At 40.8% G+C, this 24,075-nt stretch carries 20 protein-coding genes, 1 tRNA gene and 1 riboswitch; of the genes, 16 read left to right on the top strand and 5 right to left on the bottom strand.

What is annotated here, in order from left to right; genetic code table 11:
- From ruvC to ACZ0NX_RS01030, 8 genes are all read left to right on the top strand, one after another.
- Positions 1 to 582: a crossover junction endodeoxyribonuclease RuvC gene (gene ruvC, locus ACZ0NX_RS01065; RefSeq protein WP_060786726.1), complete on the top strand. Its 582-nt coding sequence runs from the start codon at positions 1 to 3 to the stop codon at positions 580 to 582.
- 56 nt (positions 583 to 638) lie between these two features.
- Positions 639 to 1,277, top strand: a complete 639-nt coding sequence (gene ruvA / locus ACZ0NX_RS01060; protein ID WP_464405021.1) for a Holliday junction branch migration protein RuvA — start codon at positions 639 to 641, stop codon at positions 1,275 to 1,277.
- A 65-nt stretch (positions 1,278 to 1,342) separates the two neighbouring features.
- On the top strand, positions 1,343 to 2,392 hold the full coding sequence (ruvB, locus tag ACZ0NX_RS01055; protein ID WP_415688622.1) for a Holliday junction branch migration DNA helicase RuvB: 1,050 nt from the start codon (positions 1,343 to 1,345) through the stop codon (positions 2,390 to 2,392).
- Positions 2,393 to 2,456: 64 nt separating this feature from the next.
- On the top strand, positions 2,457 to 2,882 hold the full coding sequence (gene yajC / locus ACZ0NX_RS01050) for a preprotein translocase subunit YajC (RefSeq protein ID WP_060786724.1): 426 nt from the start codon (positions 2,457 to 2,459) through the stop codon (positions 2,880 to 2,882).
- Positions 2,883 to 2,900: 18 nt separating this feature from the next.
- Complete coding sequence (locus ACZ0NX_RS01045; RefSeq protein ID WP_060786723.1) at positions 2,901 to 3,482, top strand: adenine phosphoribosyltransferase; 582 nt, start codon at positions 2,901 to 2,903, stop codon at positions 3,480 to 3,482.
- A gap of 87 nt (positions 3,483 to 3,569) precedes the next feature.
- Entirely contained in the window at positions 3,570 to 4,889 is a 1,320-nt protein-coding gene (locus ACZ0NX_RS01040) for a cell division protein PerM (RefSeq protein WP_464405019.1), read from the top strand.
- Between the two features lie 29 nt (positions 4,890 to 4,918).
- A complete protein-coding gene (purH, locus tag ACZ0NX_RS01035) occupies positions 4,919 to 6,598 on the top strand; it encodes a bifunctional phosphoribosylaminoimidazolecarboxamide formyltransferase/IMP cyclohydrolase (protein WP_464405017.1) in 1,680 nt (559 codons plus the stop codon).
- A 136-nt stretch (positions 6,599 to 6,734) separates the two neighbouring features.
- Positions 6,735 to 7,136 (top strand): DUF3017 domain-containing protein, encoded by a 402-nt coding sequence (locus tag ACZ0NX_RS01030; protein WP_415688620.1) that lies wholly within the window; start codon positions 6,735 to 6,737, stop codon positions 7,134 to 7,136.
- 31 nt (positions 7,137 to 7,167) lie between these two features.
- Here the strand turns inward: ACZ0NX_RS01030 and ACZ0NX_RS01025 are convergent, their stop codons facing one another.
- The gene (locus tag ACZ0NX_RS01025) at positions 7,168 to 8,127 is read right to left on the bottom strand and encodes an MIP/aquaporin family protein (protein ID WP_060786720.1); all 960 of its coding nucleotides are present in this window, start codon (positions 8,125 to 8,127) and stop codon (positions 7,168 to 7,170) included.
- Positions 8,128 to 8,336: 209 nt separating this feature from the next.
- Between ACZ0NX_RS01025 and ACZ0NX_RS01020 the strand changes: the two genes are divergently transcribed.
- From ACZ0NX_RS01020 to ACZ0NX_RS01005, 4 genes are all read left to right on the top strand, one after another.
- Positions 8,337 to 9,110, top strand: a complete 774-nt coding sequence (locus ACZ0NX_RS01020; protein ID WP_464405014.1) for a pseudouridine synthase — start codon at positions 8,337 to 8,339, stop codon at positions 9,108 to 9,110.
- A complete protein-coding gene (gene der / locus ACZ0NX_RS01015) occupies positions 9,107 to 11,299 on the top strand; it encodes a bifunctional cytidylate kinase/GTPase Der (RefSeq protein WP_464405012.1) in 2,193 nt (730 codons plus the stop codon). Before ACZ0NX_RS01020 ends, der begins: the two co-directional genes overlap by 4 nt.
- Positions 11,300 to 11,330: 31 nt before the next feature.
- A complete protein-coding gene (locus tag ACZ0NX_RS01010; RefSeq protein ID WP_464405010.1) occupies positions 11,331 to 13,859 on the top strand; it encodes a DEAD/DEAH box helicase in 2,529 nt (842 codons plus the stop codon).
- Between the two features lie 78 nt (positions 13,860 to 13,937).
- A complete protein-coding gene (locus ACZ0NX_RS01005; protein ID WP_464405008.1) occupies positions 13,938 to 15,317 on the top strand; it encodes a replication-associated recombination protein A in 1,380 nt (459 codons plus the stop codon).
- A 49-nt stretch (positions 15,318 to 15,366) separates the two neighbouring features.
- Here the strand turns inward: ACZ0NX_RS01005 and ACZ0NX_RS01000 are convergent, their stop codons facing one another.
- The 3 genes from ACZ0NX_RS01000 to ACZ0NX_RS00990 form a co-directional block, all read right to left on the bottom strand.
- A complete protein-coding gene (locus ACZ0NX_RS01000) occupies positions 15,367 to 15,672 on the bottom strand; it encodes a YhbY family RNA-binding protein (RefSeq protein WP_060786713.1) in 306 nt (101 codons plus the stop codon).
- Between the two features lie 191 nt (positions 15,673 to 15,863).
- Entirely contained in the window at positions 15,864 to 18,224 is a 2,361-nt protein-coding gene (locus ACZ0NX_RS00995) for an energy-coupling factor transporter ATPase (RefSeq protein WP_464405006.1), read from the bottom strand.
- A gap of 35 nt (positions 18,225 to 18,259) precedes the next feature.
- Positions 18,260 to 18,868, bottom strand: a complete 609-nt coding sequence (locus ACZ0NX_RS00990; protein ID WP_415688555.1) for an ECF transporter S component — start codon at positions 18,866 to 18,868, stop codon at positions 18,260 to 18,262.
- A 5-nt stretch (positions 18,869 to 18,873) separates the two neighbouring features.
- Positions 18,874 to 19,025, bottom strand: a riboswitch (FMN riboswitch).
- Positions 19,026 to 19,123: 98 nt separating this feature from the next.
- Here ACZ0NX_RS00990 and ACZ0NX_RS00985 point away from each other — a divergent pair.
- On the top strand, positions 19,124 to 20,137 hold the full coding sequence (locus ACZ0NX_RS00985; protein ID WP_415695911.1) for a glycosyltransferase: 1,014 nt from the start codon (positions 19,124 to 19,126) through the stop codon (positions 20,135 to 20,137).
- Between the two features lie 125 nt (positions 20,138 to 20,262).
- Here ACZ0NX_RS00985 and adhP read toward each other — a convergent pair whose 3' ends face one another.
- Positions 20,263 to 21,273, bottom strand: a complete 1,011-nt coding sequence (adhP, locus tag ACZ0NX_RS00980; RefSeq protein ID WP_415695912.1) for an alcohol dehydrogenase AdhP — start codon at positions 21,271 to 21,273, stop codon at positions 20,263 to 20,265.
- Between the two features lie 161 nt (positions 21,274 to 21,434).
- Between adhP and ACZ0NX_RS00975 the strand changes: the two genes are divergently transcribed.
- From ACZ0NX_RS00975 to ahpF, 3 genes are all read left to right on the top strand, one after another.
- A tRNA-Gly gene (locus ACZ0NX_RS00975) sits at positions 21,435 to 21,510 on the top strand.
- 268 nt (positions 21,511 to 21,778) lie between these two features.
- Positions 21,779 to 22,342, top strand: a complete 564-nt coding sequence (ahpC, locus tag ACZ0NX_RS00970) for an alkyl hydroperoxide reductase subunit C (protein WP_060786800.1) — start codon at positions 21,779 to 21,781, stop codon at positions 22,340 to 22,342.
- A gap of 92 nt (positions 22,343 to 22,434) precedes the next feature.
- Complete coding sequence (ahpF, locus tag ACZ0NX_RS00965; RefSeq protein ID WP_464405004.1) at positions 22,435 to 24,054, top strand: alkyl hydroperoxide reductase subunit F; 1,620 nt, start codon at positions 22,435 to 22,437, stop codon at positions 24,052 to 24,054.
- The last annotated feature ends 21 nt before the right edge of the window (positions 24,055 to 24,075 follow it).

Raw genomic sequence — 24,075 nt, 5'->3', positions numbered from 1 at the left:
ATGATGATTTTGGGCGTTGACCCCGGGCTTACTCGCTGCGGGGTCGGCGTGATTGAAGCCGGCGTTTCTCGTCGGCTTTCTTTTATTCACGTCGACGTTTTAAGAAGCAATCCAAAGACTTCTCAGGATTTACGACTTCTTGAGATTTACAACGGACTGGTTGAAAAAATAGAGCGGTTTTCACCAGATGTTGTTTCGATTGAGAGGGTATTTGCTCAAGAAAATCTAAACACCGTTTTGGGTACTGCTCAAGTTGCTGGAGTTGCAATGCTTGCCGCAGCTCAAAGGGGTATTCCTGTTGCTTTGCACACTCCTACAGAGGTTAAGTTGGCTGTTGCTGGAAATGGCGGTGCTGGAAAGCAGCAAGTGGAGCGCATGGTTGCTCGTCTTTTAAATCTTAATGTTTTGCCAACTCCTGCAGATGCTGCCGATGCTTTAGCTCAGGCTATTTGCCATGCGCTTAGGCCTGCTGGAGCACTTCAGGGAGGGGAGAGAGAACAACATTTAACGGCTGCTCAAAGAAAGTGGGCTGAATCTTTGCGTGCGGCGCGCGGATCAAGTTCTGTCGGGCGAGGTATGTAGGATATTTATAGAACATCTGTTCTATAAATTGCAGATTTTATCCGAAAGGTGAGCGCATGATTGGTATGCTTAGTGGCGTTGTGGAGTCTATTGATTCTCGCTGTGCGCTTATCTGTGTTTGTGGCGTTGGCTACGAGGTTTATATGCCTTCTTCAGATTTGTCGTCTTTGCGCGAAGGTCAAGAAGTTAAGGTTTATACGTCTTTGCAAGTTAGTCAAGATGCTATTACTCTTTATGGTTTTACAAGCATTGCAGCCAAACGTATTTTTCTTCAAATTCAGCAAAAAGTTAGTGGAGTAGGGCCTAAAGTGGCTCTTTCTTTACTATCAACATTAAGCGTAGATCGTTTAATGCAGGCTATTGCAGATTCAGATGTTTCTGCGCTTTCTTCCGCTCCTGGGCTAGGCAAAAAGGGCGCGCAAAAAATAATTCTTGAACTTAAAGGATCTATTGACATGTCTTTGCTAAGCAAAGATAGTGTAGATAAAAATGCAAACAAGAATATTAGTGATTTTGGCGATTCTTCTATGCGCAAAGTTGTTGTTGGATTAATGTCTTTAGGCTGGAAGCAGTTTGACGCTCAAAAAGCGGTGGAAAATGTTTGTGCTCAGGAAGATATTTCTTTGCCAATTAGTGATGCAGATATGCCAAAAGTTTTGCGTATGGCTTTATCTTCGCTCGATAGAGGCAGGTGATAATGGTGACTTTAAAAGAAAACAGTGCTAACAGCGTAAACAATATGAACAGCGTAAACAATAATATGCAAGATATGCAAGCGTTAAATACGGGCGTGCTAGAAAATTCTTTAAGAATGGTTTCCTCGTCTCCTATAGAAAACGAGCAGATTAGCGACGAAGAGCTAAGGCCTCATGCTCTAGAAGGTTTTATTGGTCAGCCTTTATTAAAAGCTCAGCTGCAACTTTTTTTGGATGCGGCAAGATTACGTAATGTTCCGCCAGATCATATACTTCTTGCGGGTCCTCCAGGTCTTGGAAAAACAACGTTAGCAATGATTGTTGCTAACGAACTTGGTGTGTCTATTCGTGTAACTTCTGGTCCTGCAATTCAACATGCTGGCGATTTAGCGTCGATTTTAAGTTCGCTAGATACGGGCGAGGTACTATTTATTGACGAAATTCACAGACTTCCTCGCGCTGCTGAAGAATTGCTTTACATTGCAATGGAAGATTTTAGAGTAGACGTTATGGTTGGAAAAGGCCCTGGAGCTTCTTCTATACCGCTTACATTGCCGCATTTTACTGTTGTTGGAGCTACTACAAGAGAAGGCATGCTTCCTTCTCCGCTTCGTGCTCGTTTTGGTTTTACAGCGCATCTTGATTTTTACCCTAAAGATGAGCTAGAAAAACTTATTGAGCGTTCTTCTACAGTTTTAGGCGTAAAACTTGCAGATCAGGCTGCTAAAGAACTCGCAATGCGTTCTAGAGGAACTCCTAGGATTGCAAACCGTCTTTTAAGGCGCGTTAGAGATTGGGCTGTTGTTAACAATCTTAAAGAAGTAGATTGTGAATCGGTTGTAAAAGCTTTAGCTTTATACCAGATTGATAAGCAGGGCTTAGATAGACTAGATATTGCTGTGCTAAAAGCTATTGTTAGCCAATTTAATGGAGGCCCTGTTGGCCTTAACAATTTGGCTGCAATGGTTGGAGAAGAGTCAGAAACAGTTGAAACTGTTTGTGAGCCATATTTAGTTCGCGAGGGCTTTCTTATTCGTACTCCAAAGGGTCGCGTTGCAACCAAAAAAGCTTGGGAGCATTTGGGTCTGGAGTCGCCAAAAATGTCAGATAGATAGCCTAAAATTCTTGATTTGGGCGGTGTTTTACCGTCTTAGGGTTGGATAACTTAAGGAGTTTATTGTGCCCCAATTCTTTAGCCAGTATGGCATGCTTATTGTTCTTGTAGTAGCCATGGTTGGTATCATGTGGTTCCAATCTCGTAGCATGAAGAAGCGTCAAACCGAATTGCGCTCTTTCCATGATTCACTAAAGCCTGGTGTTGAGGTTATAACCATTGGTGGAATTATTGGTAAGGTTGTTAGCGTTGATGCCGATCACGAAGAGATTGTTATAGATTCTGAAAACAGTTTGTTGCGCGTATCTTTCCGTGCTGTTAATAGAGTTTATGTTCGCGTAGATTTTAATAGCTACGATAAAGAAGATAATTCTCAAGATGCTAACAGCGCTGAAGATTCAAACTCTGAAAATGTTGATGAATCGCAAGAATCCAACGATTCTAATCAGGTTCCAGAATCTAATGAATCTGGTGAAAATAAAGAAAACTAAAATAAGAACATTTGGATTATGACAACAACTGATATTACTGTAAAGCCTTTAAAGAATGTTAGCAATCAGGATGCTGATTATTTAGCGTCTCTTGTTCGCACAATCCCAGGATTCCCAAATCCAAAGATTGTTTTTCGCGATTTTCTACCTGTATTTGCAGATGCTCGTGCAATGCAAATTCTTATTGAATCACTTGTTGATTCTTTACCTGTTTCTAAAGACTCATTTGATTTGGTTGCAGGTCTTGAAGCTCGTGGATTCTTATTTGGCCCAGCATTAGCTGCGCGCTTAAATAAAGGTTTTATTGCAGTAAGAAAAGCTGGAAAATTACCTCCAGAGGTTATTAGTGAATCATATTCTCTTGAATATGGCGAAGCTAAAATCGAGATAGAAAAAGGTTTGATTAAGCCTGGTCAGCGTGTTCTTATTGTGGATGATTTAATTGCAACAGGAGGAACAGCAAAAGCAGCCGCAAAGCTTGTTGAAAGAGCTGAAGGTGTTGTTGCTGGATTCTGCTTTGTAATGGAGTTAACTGGCATTAATGGAATGAGCGATTTGCAATCCTATAAATGCTCTAGTCTAATGAGAATGCCAGCCTAAAAATACTACAGATTGTTGTTTAAGCCTAAAGCGTTAAATATATAAATAATCCAAAATAAACCTTAAACAGTAGGAGGGGAAGTAATTGTGAAAAAGCTAAAGTCTTCTCTTATTAGTGTTTTAAAGGGTTTAGCTATTCCAGCAATAACAATTTTTGTTTTTGCTCTTGTTGTTGGATTGTTTATGTCTTTAACGCTTTTGGTTATATCTATTGAAGAAGGAACTGGCAATCTTTCGGATTCTTCAATGTCTTTAACTTGGGCTTTGCTTCTTTTTTCTCAAGGAGTAGGGCTTGGATTTAATGATTTTATTCTTACGATTATTCCTCTTGGACTAACGATTCTTTTAGTTTCTACTCTTGCAATTGCAATGAAAAAACTAAAAAGCGGGCAGGTTGAAAATTTAATTGGCCTATTTGTTTGGGTGTTTATAAACGCTGTAATATCTCAAAATACAAATATTGAGCTATTGGATTCTTTGCCAATAATATTGCTAAAAAGCATTTGTGTGTATGTTTTAGCAATGATTATTGTAATTGCACCACACTCTTCCATATTTGCTCAAATAAAACAAGAATTAGCAAAACATTTTTCCGAACGAACAATTAAATCTGTAAAAACTTGTGCTTATTGTTCTATAAGTGTTTTGGCTATTTATGCGATTGTTGCGGTTTTAACAATTATCTTTTGGTGTGTAATTGGTTCAAGCAACGTTGAGATTGCTTTTTCTAAACTTGGAATGCAAATCGGATCTAGGATTTTAACCTCTATTGCTTGTTTAGTTTGGCTTCCAAATATTGCGTTATGGGCGTTATCTTGGATTGCTGGATCAGGATTTAACATTGGAAGTGTTGCAAGCTTTAGTGTTTTTTCTACTAACAAAAAATCATTGCCTCCTGTTCCACTATTTTCAATATTTCCAGATGCTATAAAAGATTCACTGTATAGAACAGCCACAGTTAGCATATTGTTTGTTCTATGCACTATTTTGGCTTTGTTTGTAATCTTGTATTCAAAGTTGTGCAATCTTAGAATTTGCTTTGATGAAAATAAAGTTGATTGGAAAAAAACGGCTTTCGCATTTGCGCAGTCTGCAATAGTATTGGTTGCGTCTTGTATGGTTGTAATACTTTCCATGAGCATATTGCTTATATTTGCAAACGGAAGCTTAGGTAGATTTAGATTAGCGAATGTTGGAGTTAATGTAAGCAGAAGTGTTCGTTCCTTGGGTCATTTAACAATATACGGTTTTGGCTGCGCTTGGCTTATTGTTCTTTTAGTTTGCGCAATAATAGTTGGAATTCAAGTTTTAAGAAGCAAAATTTTATCCAAAAATCAACCTTTGCTTGAGAACAAAACTGAAACTAGAAATTCTAGAATAGTTAGTTCAAAAGCTAATAAAAAATAAATCCTCATCCAACACAAGGAGGGAACCCCGTGCAACAGATACATGCGCAAGAATCAAGTGCAGATGTGCTGATAACCACAGGTAAAAGGTCTATAAAGCGAGTACTGGTTTCGGTATTTTGCAAAGAAGGGTTAGAAACGCTTGCAGAAGCTTTTAAAAAGTGTGGAACTCAGGTTGTTTCAACAGGTTCAACTGCTTTAAAGCTTCAAGAATTGGGTGTTAGCGTTACTCAGGTTGCGGATGTAACAGGATTCCCAGAAAGCTTAGATGGTAGAGTTAAGACTCTAGACCCTCATATTCACGCTGGCATTTTAGCAGATATGAGCAATCCAGACCATGTAAAGCAGCTTAAAGACTTAGAAATCCAGCCATTTGACGCTGTTGTTGTGAATTTGTATCCATTTGTAAACACGGTTATGAGTGGTGCGGAAAATGACGCCATTATTGAAAAAATTGATATTGGTGGTCCATCAATGATTCGAGCAGCTGCTAAAAATCATAAATCTGTGGCAGTTATTACAGATCCTGCAGATTATAAACTTTTAGCTAATCGAATTGCTTCTGGAGAAGGCTTTAGCTTGCAAGAGCGTGAATATTTGGCTGGTAAAGCATTTGCTCATACAGCAGCTTACGATGCTGCAATATGCCAATGGACAAATAACGCTTGGCCAATGCCGCAAAGCATGCTAGAAAATACAGAAAACAGCGAGGATTCTCTTGATAAATCAAGCGAAGAGTTGCTTCCTGCAGATTACACACGCACTTGGCATTTAGAGCATAATCTTCGATATGGCGAAAATCCGCACCAGCAGGCGGAGCTTTACCTTGACCCGTTGCATAAAGGTGGTTTAGCGCAAGCTGAACTTCTTGGCGGAAAACCAATGAGCTATAACAATTATGTTGATGCGGATGCGGCATGGCGTGCTGTTTGGGATTTTGTTCCACAAATTGCAGTTGCAGTTTGCAAGCATAACAATCCTTGCGGCTTAGCGATTGGAAAAACGGCTGCAGAGGCTCATAGAAAGGCTCATGCATGCGATCCTGTAAGCGCATATGGCGGAGTGATTGCCTGTAATTCAACAGTTACGCTAGAAATGGCGCAAAGTGTGCGTCCAATCTTTACAGAAGTAATTGTGGCTCCAGATTATGATCCAGAAGCATTAGAATTATTGCGCACAAAAAAGAAGAATTTGCGAATCCTAAAGGTTGCAAATCCTCCTCTTCTAGGTTTGCAAGTACATCCTATTGACGGCGGAGCTTTGGTTCAGAGCGCAGACAAGATTGATGATTTAGGGGATAATCCTAAAAATTGGACTCTTGTTTCTGGAGATCCAGTAGACGAAACCACCTTAAAAGACTTAGAGTTTGCGTGGCGTTCGCTTAGATGCGTAAAGTCAAATGCCATTTTGCTTGCGCATGATTTAGCAACTGTTGGAATTGGAATGGGTCAAGTTAATAGAGTTGATTCATGCAATCTTGCAGTTGAAAGAGCCAATACTTTGGCAGATGGATTAGAACGTGCTAAAGGATCTGTTGCAGCATCCGACGCATTCTTCCCATTTGCAGATGGTCCTCAAATTCTGATTAATGCAGGCGTTCGCGCAATCGTTCAGCCTGGAGGTTCAATTAGAGACGAGGAAGTGTTTGAAGCAGCGCGTAAAGCTGGCGTTACAATGTACACTACTGGAACGAGGCACTTCTTCCACTAAAAATCAATCGCTATTTGCAGATTGTGTTTTTGCAAATAGATGATTAGTCAGTTAGATTAACTCGATTAATTGATTAACGTAAAGCCTTGGATTGTGTTTAATATACTTTCCAAGGCTTTTTATGTATTATACAAGTATGACAATTAACCAGCAGAGCAACGAACAAGAATCAAAAATCGCGTTTAAAGAAAGCACAAACAATAGCGCCAACAATCTGGAAAATAATCCAGCAAATAATCCGGCAAATAATCCGGCAAATAATCATATTTATGTTTCGGAAGCAAAAGAGGGAAAGCCGTATGTTCAATGGTTTGTGGCAGCAATTGTATGCGTGTGCGCAATATTAGCTTTTATTGGAAAAATAATGGCTGCAACAGTTATTATTTCTGCAACAGCCATTATTCTTGGAGCAATACGTTTAATTTTTACTCAACGAAGCCCTTGGAAAGTCAGATCAGTTGGTTTTGACTCTTTTATAAGCATCGCACTAGGAGTTGGACTCTTAGTAACGTATTTTTCCATTTTTGTTTTTATGTAATCTTTTTGTTTATATAACTATTTATCTATAACTATTTATCTTCGTTATAGAACGGGTTAATTTCCTTGTCTTCCTTGCTCTCGCTATTTTCCGATTCTGCGTTAAGTGCTGAATTGTTTTGCAAAGAATCGTTTAAGGAAGAATCGCCAGCATTGTTGGAGTTGTTAATGCTGCTAGCTTCGTGTATAGAAGGAGTGCTTACAAGCTTAGAAATAAGCATTACAAATCCAACTAGAGCTGCCGCAAAAATAGGAGCAATCCAAAATACCCAAAGCTGGCTTAACGGAGCAACAGCCAACTTCTTTGACTGAGCAAAAATAGCAATTCCAGTGGAGCGGGCTGGATTAAGACCTGTTCCAGTGATTTGGTAGGTAATAAAAGTGCCAACGGAATAGGCAATGCCCATGTGTGCTGCGTACGTGCATTTTGCACTACCATCTTCGCGAGTGTAAGTCATTGCGGTTGCAACAATAATAAGAACGGCAATGACTTCAACAATCAGGGCTGCAATAACGCCAAAAGAAGCATTAACACTCTTTAGCTGGTTTGCGGAGATAGAAGCGCTTTCAAAACCGTTTACAACTGGAGCAAACCATGTTTTTGCTGGAACCATCTTAGTTTGTGGAAGAATAAAAACGGTTAAAGCTGCAGCAACAATAGCGCCTATAACCTGAGCCACAATGTACAAAATTCCCGAAATATAAGACGTTCTTCCAGTGAGCATAGATGCAATAGTTACCGCAGGATTAACGTGTCCGCCCGAAACTTTAGCAGATATGCTAATTGCTGCAGCATAAGCTAAGCCAGTTCCTGCAGCAATCAAAAGAACGTTTACGCCATACATTGCTGTTACAACAGACGAAAACATGTAAACAGTAAACAAAGCAAAAACGCTTGAAACAAATTCTGCAAAAATTCTAAAAATAAGAGGTGCACTAGCAGCTGATTTTTGTTTAGAAGCTGAGCACTCCGCTTGCAAAGTGTTAGTCATAACAATTCCTTACGTTAATTTTGTATATTGTTGTATTGTTTTTGTTATTTACAACACAACCAAACGTTTGCTATAGTATCACGGCTATGCCATACGCTAACATAGAAAAACGTGGTAATTTGCTGTGATTATTAAAAAATATTAAAAAAATATGCAAAAATAGCCACAAAATTAGTAAATAACATTAATTAGGTCACGTTGGGAGAACGATGCCAAACGCATATTCCCGCGCCAATCAGGCGCATTCAGATGACAAAAACGCCGTTCGACTGCAAAAGTTACTAGCAGAAGCTGGATTTGGTTCGAGACGCAAATGCGAAGAAATAATCCTTGATGGGCGTGTTGAAGTAGATGATGAGCTTGTAACAACACTCGGAACTCGAGTAGATCCAAGCAAGCAAAAGATTCGTGTAGACGGCTCTAGAGTAAAGTTCAATCACAAGCTTGTAACGCTGGCTCTTAACAAGCCAAAACGAGTTTTGAGTGCAATGGATGATCCTAAAGGTCGATTTACTTTAAGAGATATTGTTGGAGATAAGTACGAGCGAATCTTCCACATGGGTCGCTTGGACTACGATTCGGAAGGTCTTATTTTAATGACCAACGATGGTGAGTTAAGCCAGCACGTAATGCACCCAAAGTATGAAGTTGAAAAAACATATATTGCAACCGTTGAAGGCAAGATTAACGGCATGATTTGCCGCAGACTAGTTTCCCAAGGCGTAAATTTAGACGACGGGTGGATTAAGCTAGATCGCTGCGCAATAATCGACCAAAATCACGATACAACAATGGTAAAAGTTGTTCTACACTCTGGCAAAAATCGCATTGTGCGTAGGATTTTTGGAGCCGTTGGATTCCCAGTAAAACGTCTTGTTAGAACGCAAATTGGCCCGATTAAATTAGGAGACTTAAAAACTGGGTCATATCGCGTTCTTTCGCAAGTAGAAGTGCGCTCGCTTTCTAAGGAGGTTGGTCTGTGATTTGCGTAGCAATTGATGGTCCTGCAGGAGTTGGAAAATCCTCTACTTCTCGCGCGTTAGCACAATACTACGGCTTTGCGTATTTAGATACGGGTGCAATGTATAGAGCTGCGGCGTTATTTTGCTTAAAGCAAGGTATTGATTTAAGCACACAGCTTGAATTGAATGAAGAAGGTCAGCCTGCGAATCCTGCGGATTCTAAGCGTTTTGATCAAATTATTGAAGCCGTTGGAGCATTATTTACCGAAGATCATGCTGAATTTAGTGTGGATCCAAAAAATCCCGTAGTTAAATTCGACGGAAAAGATGTTAGCGAAGAATTACGTTCTAGCGATGTTTCTTCGTGCGTTTCTACCGTATCTTCTATTCCTGCAGTGCGCCGCATGCTAATTGCTGCTCAGCGCGCGTATATATCGGCAGAATCTAGTGAAGAATCATTCTCGGCTGGCTTAGGAATAGTGGCAGAAGGCCGCGATATTACTACTGTTGTAGCCCCTAATGCGCAAGTTCGCGTGCTTCTTACTGCAAGAGAAGATGTGCGTCAGGCGCGTAGAAATAAGCAAGATAGTAATCAAGAAAATTTGCAAAATAATCAATCGTCTGAAGAAGACAATATTCGCGCTCGCGATGCTAAAGATGCTAAAGTAACGCATTTTCTTCAAGCAGCAGACGGTGTTACGACGCTCGATAATTCTGATTTGACTTTTGAGCAGACTCTCGACGCGCTTGTGGAGATGGTTGACGCTGCTATTGAGCAAGACGAATACGACCGTTACGCAGCGAATCTTGAAGGCTACGATCTCGATGATGAAGACCGTGCGCTTCTTAGCGGAGATCTAGCAGGCGAAGATGAATCGAAAGATACAAAAGCGGTTGGTGTAATTGCCGTTATAGGCCGACCAAACGTTGGAAAATCAACGCTTGTAAACCGTATTTTAGGGCACAGAGTTGCAGTTGTTGAAGATACTCCAGGTGTTACAAGGGATCGCGTAAGCTACGATGCTGAGTGGGCCGGAACCAACTTCAAGCTGGTAGATACGGGCGGCTGGGAAGCAGATGTTGAAGGCATTGATTCTTCGATTGCTCAGCAAGCGCAAGTAGCAGTGCGTTTAAGTGACGCTGTAATCTTCCTAGTAGACGGTCAAGTTGGCTTAACAGCTACCGACGAGCGCATTGTTTCCATGCTTCGTGCTGCTGGTAAGCCTATTACTTTGGCTGTTAACAAGGTTGATGACGCTAGAAGCGAGTATTTAACGGCAGAGTTTTGGAAGCTTGGAATGGGCGAGCCTTACGGAATTTCTGCAATGCACGGAAGAGGCGTTGGAGATTTGCTTGACGCGGCTCTTGCATCTTTAAAGAAAGCGAATAAGACTTCTGGATTCTTAACTCCGCAAGGTCTTCGTAGGGTTGCTTTAGTTGGCAGACCAAATGTTGGAAAGTCTTCGCTTTTAAACCATTTGGCTCACGAAGAACGCTCTGTTGTAAACGACTTAGCTGGAACTACTAGAGATCCTGTTGACGAAGTTGTGCGAGTTGACGGAGAAGACTGGCTGTTTATTGACACAGCTGGTATTAAGCGCAGGCAGCATAAGCTTACGGGTGCTGAATACTATTCTTCACTTCGTACGCAAGCTGCGATTGAACGCTCGGAACTTGCTTTGATTCTTTTTGATTCTTCTCAGCCGATTGCAGAGCAGGATCTAAAAGTTATGAGCCAGGCTGTGGATGCAGGTCGCGCAATCGTACTTGTGTTTAACAAGTGGGATTTGATGGACGAGTTCTCCAGGCAGCGTATGGAACGCTTGTGGAAAACGGAGTTTGAGCGCGTCACTTGGGCTGAGCGTGTGAACCTTTCTGCAAAAACGGGATGGCATACTAACCGTCTTGCGCGCGCTATGCGAACAGCCTTAGAAAACTGGGATAAGCGCATTCCTACAGGCAAGCTCAATGCTTTCTTAGGCCGTATTCAGTCTGCTCATCCACATCCTTTGCGAGGTGGAAAGCAGGCGCGAATCTTGTTTGCTACGCAAGCTTCTACGCGCCCTCCGCGTTTTGTAATCTTTACAACAGGCTTCTTAGAGCACGGTTACCGTCGCTTTATTGAGCGTTCTCTTCGAGAAGAGTTTGGATTTGAGGGAACTCCTATTCAAATCTCCGTAAAAGTACGAGATAAAAAGAAGCGCAAGTAAAATCGCAAGTAAAGTTGAGTAGGAGCGTAGTATGGCTGGATTAGGCGAGTTAGCTCTTGATTTGCATCATGCTAGCGAAGACGAGATTTTTCAAGCATTTGTTGATTGGGTTAAGACTAATAAGCATGTAGATTTGTGGCCGCATCAAGAAGAATCCGTTATGGATTTGCTTGCAGGAGACCACGTAGTCTTAAACACTCCAACAGGTTCTGGAAAATCACTAGTAGCGCTCGGCATGCATTTTGCGGCACTCGCCACAGGCAGACGCTCCTACTACACTGCGCCAATCAAAGCACTTGTATCCGAAAAATTCTTCGATTTAGTTGCGATTTTTGGGCGAGACAACGTAGGCATGATTACTGGCGACTCGCATATTAACGCGGATGCTCCAATAATCTGCTGCACGGCGGAAATCTTAGCAAATCAAGCTCTGCGCGAAGGTGCAAACGCAAAAGTTGATTGCGTTGCAATGGACGAATTCCACTACTATGGAGACCCAGAGCGAGGATGGGCTTGGCAAGTTCCGCTACTTACTCTTGCAAACACGCAATTTTTGCTTATGAGCGCAACTCTTGGAGACGTAACGGATATTGCGGAACGCTTAGAAAAATCAACAAAAAGAAGTGTTGATATTATTGCAGACGCGCCAAGGCCAATCCCACTCGAATACGAGTACACAGATAAGCCACTTGCTACAACCGTAGAACTCTTATTTAACAAGGGTTTAACGCCGATTTACGTAGTTCATTTTTCGCAAGATGCAGCTCTAGAAACAGCTCAAGCGCTCGCAAGTACTGGAGTTTCTAGCAAAGAGCAGCGAGACAAAATTGCTCAAGCAATTAAAGGTACTAAATTTACTACAGGCTTCGGCAAAATTTTGCAAAGACTACTGCGCACAGGAGTTGGCGTGCATCATGCTGGCATGCTTCCGCGCTACCGTAGGCTTGTCGAACAGCTCGCACAGCAGGGATTGCTGCCAGTTATTTGCGGAACAGACACTCTCGGCGTTGGTATTAACGTGCCAATTCACTCGGTTGTGCTTACAGCTCTTACAAAATTTGACGGAAATCGTAGTAGAAAGCTTCGCGCTCGCGAGTTTCATCAAATTGCAGGACGTGCAGGCAGAATGGGATTCGATACTGAGGGCTTAGTAGTTGCAGAGGCTCCAGAGTTTGAGATTGAGAATGCTCGCGCTGTTGCAAAAGCTGGAAATGACCCTAAAAAGCTTAAAAAAGTTAAGCGTAAGAAAGCTCCAGAAGGATTTGTTGTCTGGGGCGAGCCAACGTTTACTAAGCTTATTGAAAGCGCTCCAGAAACTTTGAATCCTCACATGGTTGTAACACACTCAATGATTTTGAACGAAGTTACGCAAGGTGGGGATGCTAGAGCACGCGTTGAAAAACTTATTGAAGATAGCGCACAAAAGCCGCAAGATAAAGAAAAATTGCTTGAGCGTTGCGACGATATTTTCCAAACTTTGCTTGATACTCAAGTCATTGAATGCAGAGAGCTTTCAGACGGTTCTTGTGATTATGATCTTGATGTTGCTATGCCTGAAGGTTTTGCGCTAGATCAGCCGCTTTCTCCATTCTTGCTCGCAGCTTTGGAACTTCTAGACCCAGAATCTGAAAGCTACGCTCTTGACGTAATTTCTATGGTTGAAGCAACTTTGGATGACCCTAAGCCTGTTCTGCGCGCTCAAGAACGCAAGGCTCGCGATGCTGCAATGGCTGGCATGAAGGATGATGGTATTGATTACGAAGAGCGCATGGAACGCTTGGCGGAAGTTAGCTATCCTAAGCCTTTGGAAGATTTGCTAACTCCTGCTTTTGCGCAATATCGCAAAGATGTTCCGTGGGCAAACGACTACTGGCTAAAGCCTAAATCTGTGCTTCGAGACATGGTTGAAACTGCTTCCGATTTTACTGGCTACATTTCGCGCTATGGCATTGCTAGAAGTGAGGGAACGCTTCTTCGTTACCTTTCGGATGCCTACCGTTCGCTTGCTCGCACTGTGCCAGAAGATATGCTTAACGAAGAATTGCGTGATATTATTTCTTGGCTTCGCCTTGTTGTGCGCTCTATTGATTCTAGTCTTGTTGACGAGTGGGAGAGTGCTGGAGGGTCGGACGCTGAAGCTAGCGCTGTAACTATGGCTGCGCCTGGAACTTCTGAGTCTGTAGTTGAGGATCGTCGTGGACTTATTGTGTTGATTCGAAACGCAATGTTTAGACGAGTGCAGCTTATGGATTTGGAAGATGCGGATACTTTAGGAGAGCTTGATAAAGCTTGGGGTTACGGCGTTCACGAGTGGAATGATGTGCTCGACGACTATTACGATGAGCATGAATATGTTGGTATTGATGCTAAAGCTCGTGGTGGCGACTTGTTTATTTTGGACGATTCGCTAGAGAAGAGTGAGCATTCGTGGAAGGTTCGGCAAATTATTGACGATTCGGACGGAGACCATAATTGGGCTATTACTGGAATTGTTGATTTGGACTCCACACAAGATACGGGCGAAGTTGTTTTCTTTGACTACAGCGTGTCGCACGTTTAGTCTTGTTTTACTTAAGATTTAGAGCAAGATACAAAATATAGTCGAACGTTTGTTCTATAGATTGCGTATAATTAGATTATGGTTCAGGATTTATTTACAGCAAGTAGCAATCCAGGGGATTTAATTCGTCCTCTGGCTGTTCGCATGCGTCCAAGTGCAATTGAAGATGTACTGGGTCAAACTCATGCGCTAAAAGATGGTTCGCCTTTGCGAAGGCTTGCAAATCCGCAATCTAAAGGTTCTCTTACATCTCCAAGCTCTGTTGTGTTATTTGGCCCTCCAGGTGTTGGCAAAACCACTCTTGCGTATATTGTGGCTCATCAGTCTGGTCGTGTATTTGAAGAGCTTTCTGCTGTAACTTCTGGAGTTAAAGACATTCGCGCAGTTCTAGATCGCGCGCATGAGTGTTTAGTTAGTAAAGGCCAAGAAACAGTACTGTTTATTGATGAAGTTCACCGTTTTTCTAAATCGCAGCAAGATGCTTTGCTTCCAAGCGTAGAAAATCGCGATATAACTTTTATTGGTGCTACAACCGAAAATCCAAGTTTTTCAATTATCAAGCCGCTGCTTAGCAGATCAGTAGTTGTTAAACTTGAGTCGCTTAGTGTAGAAGACTTGCACACGCTTGTAGAACGAGCTGTTGCAAGCAAAAATGGACTTAATAATCAGCTTAAAATTGATGATGAAGCTATTGATTCTATTATTCGCTTAAGCGGGGGAGACGCGCGCAAAACTCTTACGATTCTAGAAGCGGCAGCAGGAGCGGTAACTGGAGATATTGCGCTGCAGCACGGCAAGAAAAAGCCTGTAATTACTGCCGATATTGTTTCTAACGTAATGGATACTAATACAGTTCGCTACGACAAAGATGGCGACGATCATTACGATGTGATTTCTGCTTTTATTAAGTCAATGCGTGGAAGTGATGTTGATGCTTCTTTGCATTATTTAGCACGTATGCTTAGAGCTGGGGAAGACCCGCGTTTTATTGCAAGACGCATTATGATTGCTGCTGCCGAAGAAGTTGGAATGGCTGCTCCTCAAATTTTGCAAGTAACTGTTGCTGCAGCTCAAGCAGTTGCTCTAATTGGCATGCCAGAAGCACGCATTATTCTTTCGGAAGCTGTTATTGCTGTAGCAACTGCTCCTAAATCAAACGCAAGCTATAATGCGATTAATCAGGCTCTTAAAGATGTTGATTCTGGCAATATTGGTCAAGTGCCGCTTTATTTGCGCAATGCTCCAACTGCTTTGATGAAAAGCTGGGGTAATCATGATGGATATAAGTATGCTCACGATTATCCAGGTGCGGTTGCTCCTCAACAATATATGCCAGACGAGTTAGTTGGCAGAGAATATTACCACCCAAATAATCGCGGCTACGAGCACGAGATTTCGCAACGTTTATCTCAAATCCGCAATATTCTTAACGAGTCTCAAGATAAAACAATTAAATAGCTTATGCTTATAAGGAGTTTTACTCACTAGGGTTTTAATTGCTAGAGTTCTATTCACGAACAAGCATAATGTGGTCAATATCTTCGCGATTGGAAACACGGAACAACACAAAGCGGTTTCCAATTACTTGCACAACTTCTGCACCAAGATGCTCCGCAAGCTCAGTCGCAGCTTCTTTTGCGCTTAAGCCAGAGCCGTCTTGCACAGCACACTTCATAAGCTCGTGAGATTGCATTGTTTCATCCGCCTGCTTAACAGCAGCGTCGCTAATGTCGTTCTTTCCAACGTAAAGCAATGGGCTTAAAGTGTTAGCGAGCGCACGCAATTGCTTAATCTGCTTTTTAGTTAATGCCATTATTATTCCTTCCAAATCGCAGTTTAAATTTGCCGAGTGCAAAGTATTAAAACTTAAACAGTAAATACTAAACAAAACACTTACACAAATGCGACTATCTATTTGTAACGCTTAAATTTTAATGCTTATCGGATTATACAGTAACCGTAAGAATCGCGATTAATATGGCGCGTTTAATATAAATATTCCGTCTATATAAATATTCCAGCAAAAATTATTCCGCACACAATGGCCAGGGTAATTATTACAAAAATAATGTCTTTTAGCTGTATTTTTTGCGCATGTAAGTGCGTTCGCTTTGCGCCAGGTACGTAGCATCTGGAATCTAACGCAAGTCCAAGAATGTCTGCGTGGCGAATAACGCTTGCAAATCCTGGAACTATAAGAGACGTAATTGCGTGTAGTCGTTTTTTTATTGATCCTTCTTTTATGCTTCCGCCTCGTGCAGTTTGTGCTAGCGCAATTGACTTTGCCTCTTTTATAAGAGTTGGCAAAAATCGCAGAGCAAGGCTCATAATAAGAGCAATTTCTTGGATTGGCAATCCTACGATTTTAAGCGGTGAAATAATAGATGCGCATGCTTCAGTTAGTCGCGTTTGACTTATTGCTAATACGATTATTAATCCGATTATTATAACTAGTGAAAATCTTGCGGAGAATAATATTGCAAACTTTATTCCATCGCTTGTAATTGGTATTGTAAAAATTTTAAAAATTTCAGTCCCAGAGCGAACTACCAGCATATTAAGCAATCCAGAAAATACAAATATTGCAATAAACATGTGGATTGATTGTAAGAGTTTTATAATGTTCATTTTTGAACAAATCGCTAATGCAAGAGTTGATAGCGCAAGCATTGCCAGCTGAATAAAGTTTGTAATACTAAATGCACTAAACATAAGTATTAAGCAAGAAAACAGTGTGATCCTTGGGTCTAAGTTAGAAAGTAAAGATTGGTTTTGTTTATTGTGATTGCTTTGCGAGCTTTGATTATTTTTTGAGCTTTGATTATTTTGATTAATCTTTTTACACGTTTTATTTTGTGCTTGTTCTTTATTTTCGTTCGACTTTAGTGTAACTATGCGCGCTCCAAGTGTTTTTGCTTCGTTTAAATCATGTGTAATAACAATAATAGTTACGCCATTATTGTGTAAATCACCTAAAATTTTTCGTATGGTTTTTGCGGATTCAAGATCTAACCCTGCAGTAGGCTCGTCTAAAACCAAAATTTTTGGATTGCATGCCAAAATTCCCGCAATTGCCACTAAGCGTTGCTGGCCGCCAGAAAGTTCGAACGGTGATTTTTGTGCTAAGTGCTCAATATTCAACGATTTTAACGTGCTTAATACTCGGGAATGCAATTCGCGCCCATCTAGCCCAAAGTTTTTTGGCCCATATGCTACGTCTTCAAACACAGTTTGCTCAAAAAGTTGCTGCTCTGGCAATTGCATAACGTAACCAATGTTTTTGCGAATTTCTCGCATTTGTTTTTTGCTTGTATTTTTGCAAATTTTTACGCCATTTACGCAAACGGATCCAGAATCGTATTTAATAAGACCGCATATAGCTTTTGCTAGCGTTGATTTTCCACACCCGTTTTTGCCCATAATTGCAACGGTTTCTGCAGTTTTTACTGTTAGTGAATAATCGTAGAATACAGGAGTTTGATTTTTGCTATAGCTAAGTCTTAAATTCGATACCTCAACTGCTATATTTGAATTTTCTACATTTTTCGTCATGCTTTTTAATTCAATAGCAGCTTGCGATTTTTGCGCGTAAAACTCTTCTAATTCCAATAAATTTACATCACGCAATTTTCCGTTTTCTAGTAAAAGTATTCGATCCGCGTTTTTGCATTCGCTAATCTTATGCGTTACTTGTACGATTGTTGTTCCGCGTTTTTGCAAATCGTCAAAAAGATTGTCAACGTCTGCTTTTGCATAAGAATCTAGCATGCTAGTAGGTTCGTCTAGTACAAGAAGCTTTGATTTTGTAGCAATCGACGATGCAATAGCTACGCGTTGCTGCTGACCTCCGCTCATATTGCTTGGGTCGCTAAAACGCCTATTTTCCATTCCTACAGCGAGTAGAGCCTTGTCTATGCGCTGAATCATCGTTTTTTGCAAAACACCTAAGTTTTCCAGTCCAAAAGCAACATCGTCTTCCACAACTGTTGCAACAATTTGGTCTTCTGGGCTTTGAAACAATACTCCAATAGATTCTCGTGCTTTTTGGTACGCTTTTGAATCAACATTGTTTGCTTCAAAAACTTTTATTCCGCATAGCGTAACAGTTCCAGAATCTGGGGAAGAAAGGCCAGCGATTATTTTAGCTAGTGTTGATTTTCCGCACCCGTTTTTGCCAATAATGGCAATTCTTTGACCATATGCAATTTCAAGATCTATTTTATCTAGAATCCAAGTTTTTCCGCCATCATAGCTAAAGCAAACTTTTTGCAAAGAAACAGCATTATCTTTTTTAACACAATAATCCGTATTGCTTTTTTCGTCTTTGCAAATTGTTTTATCTTGAATAACTTTATTGCTTTGCATAATTCGCTTGTTTCTTTAATTAAAGATGCAAATAATTATTTGCTGTAATTAAGCAGGTTTGAAACAGGCTTATAAACAAGCATTGTTACTGCACAGTGTAGAGCAAGCTTAATCAAGTTAAATGGTAGCAGAGCTGGAACAATAAGAGCGGCAACTTGTTCAACACTCATATGAGCGTAAAGCGGCGTAATAATAAGGTTTCCAACTATTGCAAGAGCAATCGCAACTATAGAGCCAACTACAAGAGAGATAATAGCGCCTTCTTTAGTTCTAATTTTTTTGTAGACGATTGCAGCGCTAACAGAAGCGCCCAGTGAAACTAATATTGCCATTATTGCTCCAAACGGGTTAGTGAAGAAGTGTGGAGCAAATCCTAGCACGCTTACGATTGCGGCAGCATAAGGCCCGTAGGCAAATCCTGCAATTAAACACACAATTCCCGAAGGATCGTATTTAAGGTAACTTAAGTCTGGAATAAGTGGAAATTCTATAAAGCTTACAGCCATTGAGAGAGCAACAAACAGCGCGTATTTAGCGATTTTTTCGCTTGACCAATAGCTTGTGCCAGAGTTTGTTTTGTGATTGTTTGCGTAACTACTCGTGCGATTGCTTGTTTTATTATTACTATTATGTGAAATGCTCATTAGAGCCTCCGTTTCTTTCATCCGGACTTTAACCGTTGGCTTCGGACTTTAACCGAATCAGCAGCGCAATGCCGCTCGCGGGCTTCGAGAAAATTCAGTAATACAAGAATTGCCTCGTTACCGCCAGTAAGGATTTTCACCTTCCCTGAAACTACTCTTTATTTTTATCTTATGCTAAGAACATTTAAGAAATATTGCGTAAAATTTAAACTTGCTAATTCGCTTGATGGCAATGCTAAGTGTAAAATTAAAATCATGAGTGAAGTTACGAATAATAACCAAAATATCGATAAGCTTGCGATTGTTGTTGTTACATACAAGCGTCAAGAGCTTCTTGCAAATCTATTTAAATCTTTTGAATGCTTAAATAAATGCCCATGGCGAATTGTTGTTGTAGACAACGAAAGCAGCGAAAAAACGCGCAAAATGGTGGATGATTTAAGTGATATTCTTTCCCGCAGATGGGGTGCTTCTAGCGTGGACGATTCTGGCGCTTCAAACCGCGTTGTTTATGCGCCTCAAAGCAGCAATCTTGGGGGAGCTGGCGGTTTTAGCGCAGGAGTTAAAAAAGCCTACGAGCTTGGAGCGCAATGGTTCTGGGTTATGGACGACGATGTTGAAACAGTTCCAGAATCCATTGAGCGTCTTTACAAGTGGACTAAAAGCCACGATGTAATTCAAGGAAGCCGTTTAGATTACGACGGCGGCGATTTTTACTGGCAGTATAACTTTATTGTTTCGCTTGGAATCCCTAATCCAATAGCTCCAGCCGCATTTGGCCCATCCGGCTACCGCGTTATGAACACAATGTGCTTTGAAGGCGGATTGTTCAAGCGCAATATTGTAGAGAAAATCGGACTTCCAGATTCGCGCTACTTTATTTATTGGGATGACACTACTTATGGCTATCTTGCTAGCAAAGTTACAAATCCGATTGTTGTAAATGACATTATTCTTCGCAGAACTCGTAATATTCCTAATTGGGATATTGCTGGTGTTCGTCAGCTAAATTCCACTTCCGACATGAACCGCTATTATATTATGAAAAATCGCGGATTTATGGCTCGATACTTTATGACTAACGGCGATTATAGGCCATTTATGTTTGCTCTTGGAACCGCGTTAACGGCTGCAAAAGAGCTTATTAGGCTTGTTGCTGTAGATCGTGAACATATTCTAACTGGCATTAAAAAGCTTTTTACAGGTTGGATTGCAAGCAGAAAAATTTTGCACGATTCTAACTGGAAGCCTATGCCGCCGTTAAAATAGTGTGTAAAACATTAAGTCTTAAAACATCTTAAACATCTTAAAACGTTTTAAAACATAAACCAAAAGCCACCTAGCGTTTGCTAAGTGGCTTTTAGATTTTATAACTTATCTCTTTTTAGTTTAACTCAGTGAGAAAGGTCAATTACCATTCGACCACGAATCTTACCGCTAAGCATTTCGTCGAAGATGTCGTTAATGTCTTCCATCTTGCGCATGTGGCATTTTGGAACAACCTTGCCTTCAGCGCCAAACTGGAATGCTTCTTCCAAATCTTTACGAGTTCCAACAAGAGATCCAACCAAGCGGATTCCGTCGAGAACAAGGCGAGGAATGCTAAGTTCCATGTCTTCTGGTGGAAGACCAACAGCTGCTACAGTGCCGCCTGCTCGCACAGAGTCAACTGCGCAGTTAAAAGCAGCCTTGCTTACAGCGGTTACAACAGCGCCATGAGCGCCGCCCACCTTCTTCATAGCGAATTCAGGAACATTTTCCTTAAGTGGGTTTACGCACAAATCTGCGCCATATTCCTTAGCAAATTCAAGCTGAGCGTCGTTAATGTCTACTGCGATTACGTGCGCACCAAATACATTCTTTGCATATTGCAACGCAAGATTTCCAAGGCCGCCAAGGCCAAAGAGAATAAGCCATTCGCCTGGGTGTACACCAGATTCCTTAATAGCCTTGTAGGTTGTAACGCCAGCGCAGGTGATGGAGCTTGCAGGAGCTGGATCCAAGCCTTCTGGAACCTTTACAGCATAATCTGCTGCAACAATGCACTCCTGAGACATGCCGCCATCGGCAGTGTAGCCTGCGTTCAAAACGCTACGGCACAATGTTTCCCTACCAGTAGTGCAATATTCGCAATGTCCGCAGCCCTTAAAGAACCATGCCACAGATGCGCGGTCGCCTGGCTTTAACGTTGTTACTCCAGGGCCAACTTCCTTAACAATACCAATGCCTTCGTGGCCAAGCACAACGCCTGTTTTATCGCCAAAATCTTGGTTCTTAACGTGAAGATCGGTATGGCATACGCCGCAGCATTCCATGTCGAGTAAGGCTTCACCAAATTTCAATGGGCGAAGTTCCTTTTCTACGACTTGAGCCCTCTTATCCTTTGTTGCAACAATAGCCTTCATAGATACCTCCTTGTTCTATTGCTTTTATTCCAACAACCTGGAATAAATCCATTCTTATTTTACATAATTTTTTTGGTTTTAGTTACAAATATGTAATTTTTTTTTACGACATTCCACAATTTGCATATTTAAAAAAGTGGACTTATACTGGTTAACTGTTTGCGGATATAGCTTAGTTGGTAAAGCGCAACCTTGCCAAGGTTGAGACCGCGGGTTCGAGTCCCGCTGTCCGCTCCATCATTCATTAATCGTAAATCTTGTATTACTTGTTGCTTATGCGTTGTTTTCGTTGAAATATCAAGCATAAAATATAAAAATGATATTGATACAACACCCTTTTAGCCATAGATATTGTCTATAGATATATGATTTTTGATATAAATAATCTATTATAAGAATGTAGTTAAATCCAGACTCTTAGCAAGCTATTTAACACGTTTAACTAAAAGTATTGCAAACAACGCAATCAAAAGATTTTAACAAGCGATTAAAGATTGGAGTTATTATGAGCCTTATTGGTACACATATTCTTCCGTTTAAAGTAAATGGATATAAGAATGGTGAATTTGTAGAAGTAAGCGATAATGATGTTCTTGGAAAGTGGGCTATATTCTTCTTCTACCCAGCAGATTTTTCGTTTGTTTGCCCTACAGAACTTGAAGATCTTGCAAATCACTACGAAGAGCTTAAAGAGCTAGGTGTAGAAGTTTACTCTGTTTCTACAGACACTCACTTTGTTCACAAAGCCTGGCATGACGATTCTAAAGCCATTGCAAAAGTCAAGTACACAATGCTTGGAGACCCAAATGGCGCACTTTCTAAAAACTTTAATGCTTTAAATGAAGAATCTGGCTTAGCTCACCGTGCCACATTCCTTGTAGACCCTCAGGGAAACATTCAGTTCTACGAGATGACTGCAGACGGAATTGGTAGAAACGCAGACGAGATGCTTCGCAAGGTTAAGGCTGCTCAGTTTATTGCAGCTCACCCAGGCGAAGTATGCCCAGCAAAATGGGAGCAGGGAGAAGAAACACTTGCTCCATCAATTGATTTGGTTGGAAAAATCTGATTTTATGCGTGATTTATGTGTGATTTAATCGCATAATTTCTAACCCTATTTAATTTTAATGTTGCTTTGATTTGCTATAGAAAGTGGAAATAATGACTTTATTGGATTCAAACTTAACTACTCAACTTGCTGGATTACTGCAAAAAATGGTTAATCCAATTAATCTTGTTGCGTACGTTGAAAATGACGAAAATTCTAAAAAAGTTATTGAGCTTTTACAAGAAGTAGCAAATCAAAGCAATAAAATCACCGTTATAGAAGGCGATAAAAGTAGTGCAAATCGAAGACCAAGCTTTGAAGTTTTAAATCCGCAAAATAATGTTTCCGTAAGTTTTGCAGGATTGCCTCTAGGCCATGAATTTAGCTCTTTAGTTCTTGCACTTTTGCAAGTAAGTGGTTATGCTCCAAAAATTAGTAACGAACAGCGCAAAGCCATTCTGCAGCTTGGAAATCATAATGTTACTACATACATGTCGGTTACTTGCATCAACTGCCCAGAAGTTGTTCAATCTCTTAACACTATTTCCATTATTAATCCAAAAGTAAAGCATATTTCGGTAGAAGGAAGCGCTTTTAAAAATGAGGTAGACAGTCTTGGTGTTATGAGCGTTCCTGCTGTTTTTGAAAATGGAAAAATGATTTCTTCTGGCAGATCTTCTATAGACGAATTAGTTTCTGTTCTTTTCAGTCAAGAAAAAAATGGCGATTCTGCGGATTCTGCGGATTCTTTAATGGCACAGAAAATGAACTCTAAAAATCCATACGATGTTCTTATTGTAGGTGGAGGCCCTGCTGCCAGCGCAGCTGCAATATACACCGCTAGAAAAGGCCTTAAAACGGCAATGATTATGGATCATAGAGGCGGGCAAGTTGTTGAAACAGAAAGCATAGAAAACCACATTTCTCAAGCGCGCACAACAGGAGCGCAACTTGCTAATGATTTAACAAATCATATTGCACAGTACAATATTGATGTTTTTACACCAGACTGGGCTACATCTTTAGATATTGCTAAAAAAGCTTATGGTTTGCACACAATACACACCAAATCTGGTGGAAGCCTAAAAGCTAAAGCTGTGATTATTGCAACTGGCGCTACTTGGAGAACACTTGGCATCCCTGGGGAAGATGATTACCGAAACAGGGGAGTGTCATTCTGCCCTCATTGTGATGGTCCTTTGTTTAAAAACAAAAACGTTGTAGTTGTTGGCGGCGGAAACTCTGGAGTCGAAGCTGCAATTGATTTAGCAGGTATTGCAAATCACGTTACCGTTATTGAATTTATGGATTTTCTTAAAGCAGATCAAGTATTGCTAAACACTTTGAATTCTCTTTCCAACACTACTGTATTAACTAGCGCTGCAATGAGTAGAATAGATGGAGATGGCAAAAAGGTTACAGCCGTGCAATATAAGGAGCGCAATAAAGAAATAGCAGAAAATAGCAAAAACAACGAAAAAGTTTTGCAAACAGACGGAGTGTTTGTTCAGATTGGACTAATGCCAAACACAAAGTGGGTTGCAGATAAATTAAGTCTTAACAATCGAGCGGAAATAATAACAGATAGAAGAGGATGCACGAATATTCCTGGCATTTTTGCTGCTGGCGATTGCTCGGATGAGCCTTATAAGCAGATTGTTACAGCATATGGATCTGGAGCAAACGCAGCACTTAGCGCTTTTGACTATTTGATTAGAAGTCCACAAAATTAAAACGACTTTAAGAATAAAACA

The organism is Gardnerella rara (assembly GCF_055452355.1).
This window is presented reverse-complemented; position numbering and strand designations above follow the sequence as displayed.

Bases quoted from the DNA above. Each gene is read 5' to 3' on its own strand.
- ACZ0NX_RS01005 (WP_464405008.1), top strand. From the start codon at position 13,938: ATGGTTCAGGATTTATTTACAGCAAGTAGCAATCCAGGGGATTTAATT.
- adhP (WP_415695912.1), bottom strand. From the start codon at position 21,273: ATGAAGGCTATTGTTGCAACAAAGGATAAGAGGGCTCAAGTCGTAGAA.
- ahpF (WP_464405004.1), top strand. From the start codon at position 22,435: ATGACTTTATTGGATTCAAACTTAACTACTCAACTTGCTGGATTACTG.
- ACZ0NX_RS00985 (WP_415695911.1), top strand. From the start codon at position 19,124: ATGAGTGAAGTTACGAATAATAACCAAAATATCGATAAGCTTGCGATT.
- ruvA (WP_464405021.1), top strand. From the start codon at position 639: ATGATTGGTATGCTTAGTGGCGTTGTGGAGTCTATTGATTCTCGCTGT.
- ACZ0NX_RS01025 (WP_060786720.1), bottom strand. From the start codon at position 8,127: ATGACTAACACTTTGCAAGCGGAGTGCTCAGCTTCTAAACAAAAATCA.
- ACZ0NX_RS00990 (WP_415688555.1), bottom strand. From the start codon at position 18,868: ATGAGCATTTCACATAATAGTAATAATAAAACAAGCAATCGCACGAGT.
- ruvB (WP_415688622.1), top strand. From the start codon at position 1,343: ATGCAAGATATGCAAGCGTTAAATACGGGCGTGCTAGAAAATTCTTTA.
- ACZ0NX_RS01010 (WP_464405010.1), top strand. From the start codon at position 11,331: ATGGCTGGATTAGGCGAGTTAGCTCTTGATTTGCATCATGCTAGCGAA.
- ACZ0NX_RS01045 (WP_060786723.1), top strand. From the start codon at position 2,901: ATGACAACAACTGATATTACTGTAAAGCCTTTAAAGAATGTTAGCAAT.
- ahpC (WP_060786800.1), top strand. From the start codon at position 21,779: ATGAGCCTTATTGGTACACATATTCTTCCGTTTAAAGTAAATGGATAT.
- ACZ0NX_RS00995 (WP_464405006.1), bottom strand. From the start codon at position 18,224: ATGCAAAGCAATAAAGTTATTCAAGATAAAACAATTTGCAAAGACGAA.
- ACZ0NX_RS01020 (WP_464405014.1), top strand. From the start codon at position 8,337: ATGCCAAACGCATATTCCCGCGCCAATCAGGCGCATTCAGATGACAAA.
- ACZ0NX_RS01030 (WP_415688620.1), top strand. From the start codon at position 6,735: ATGACAATTAACCAGCAGAGCAACGAACAAGAATCAAAAATCGCGTTT.
- ruvC (WP_060786726.1), top strand. From the start codon at position 1: ATGATGATTTTGGGCGTTGACCCCGGGCTTACTCGCTGCGGGGTCGGC.
- ACZ0NX_RS01000 (WP_060786713.1), bottom strand. From the start codon at position 15,672: ATGGCATTAACTAAAAAGCAGATTAAGCAATTGCGTGCGCTCGCTAAC.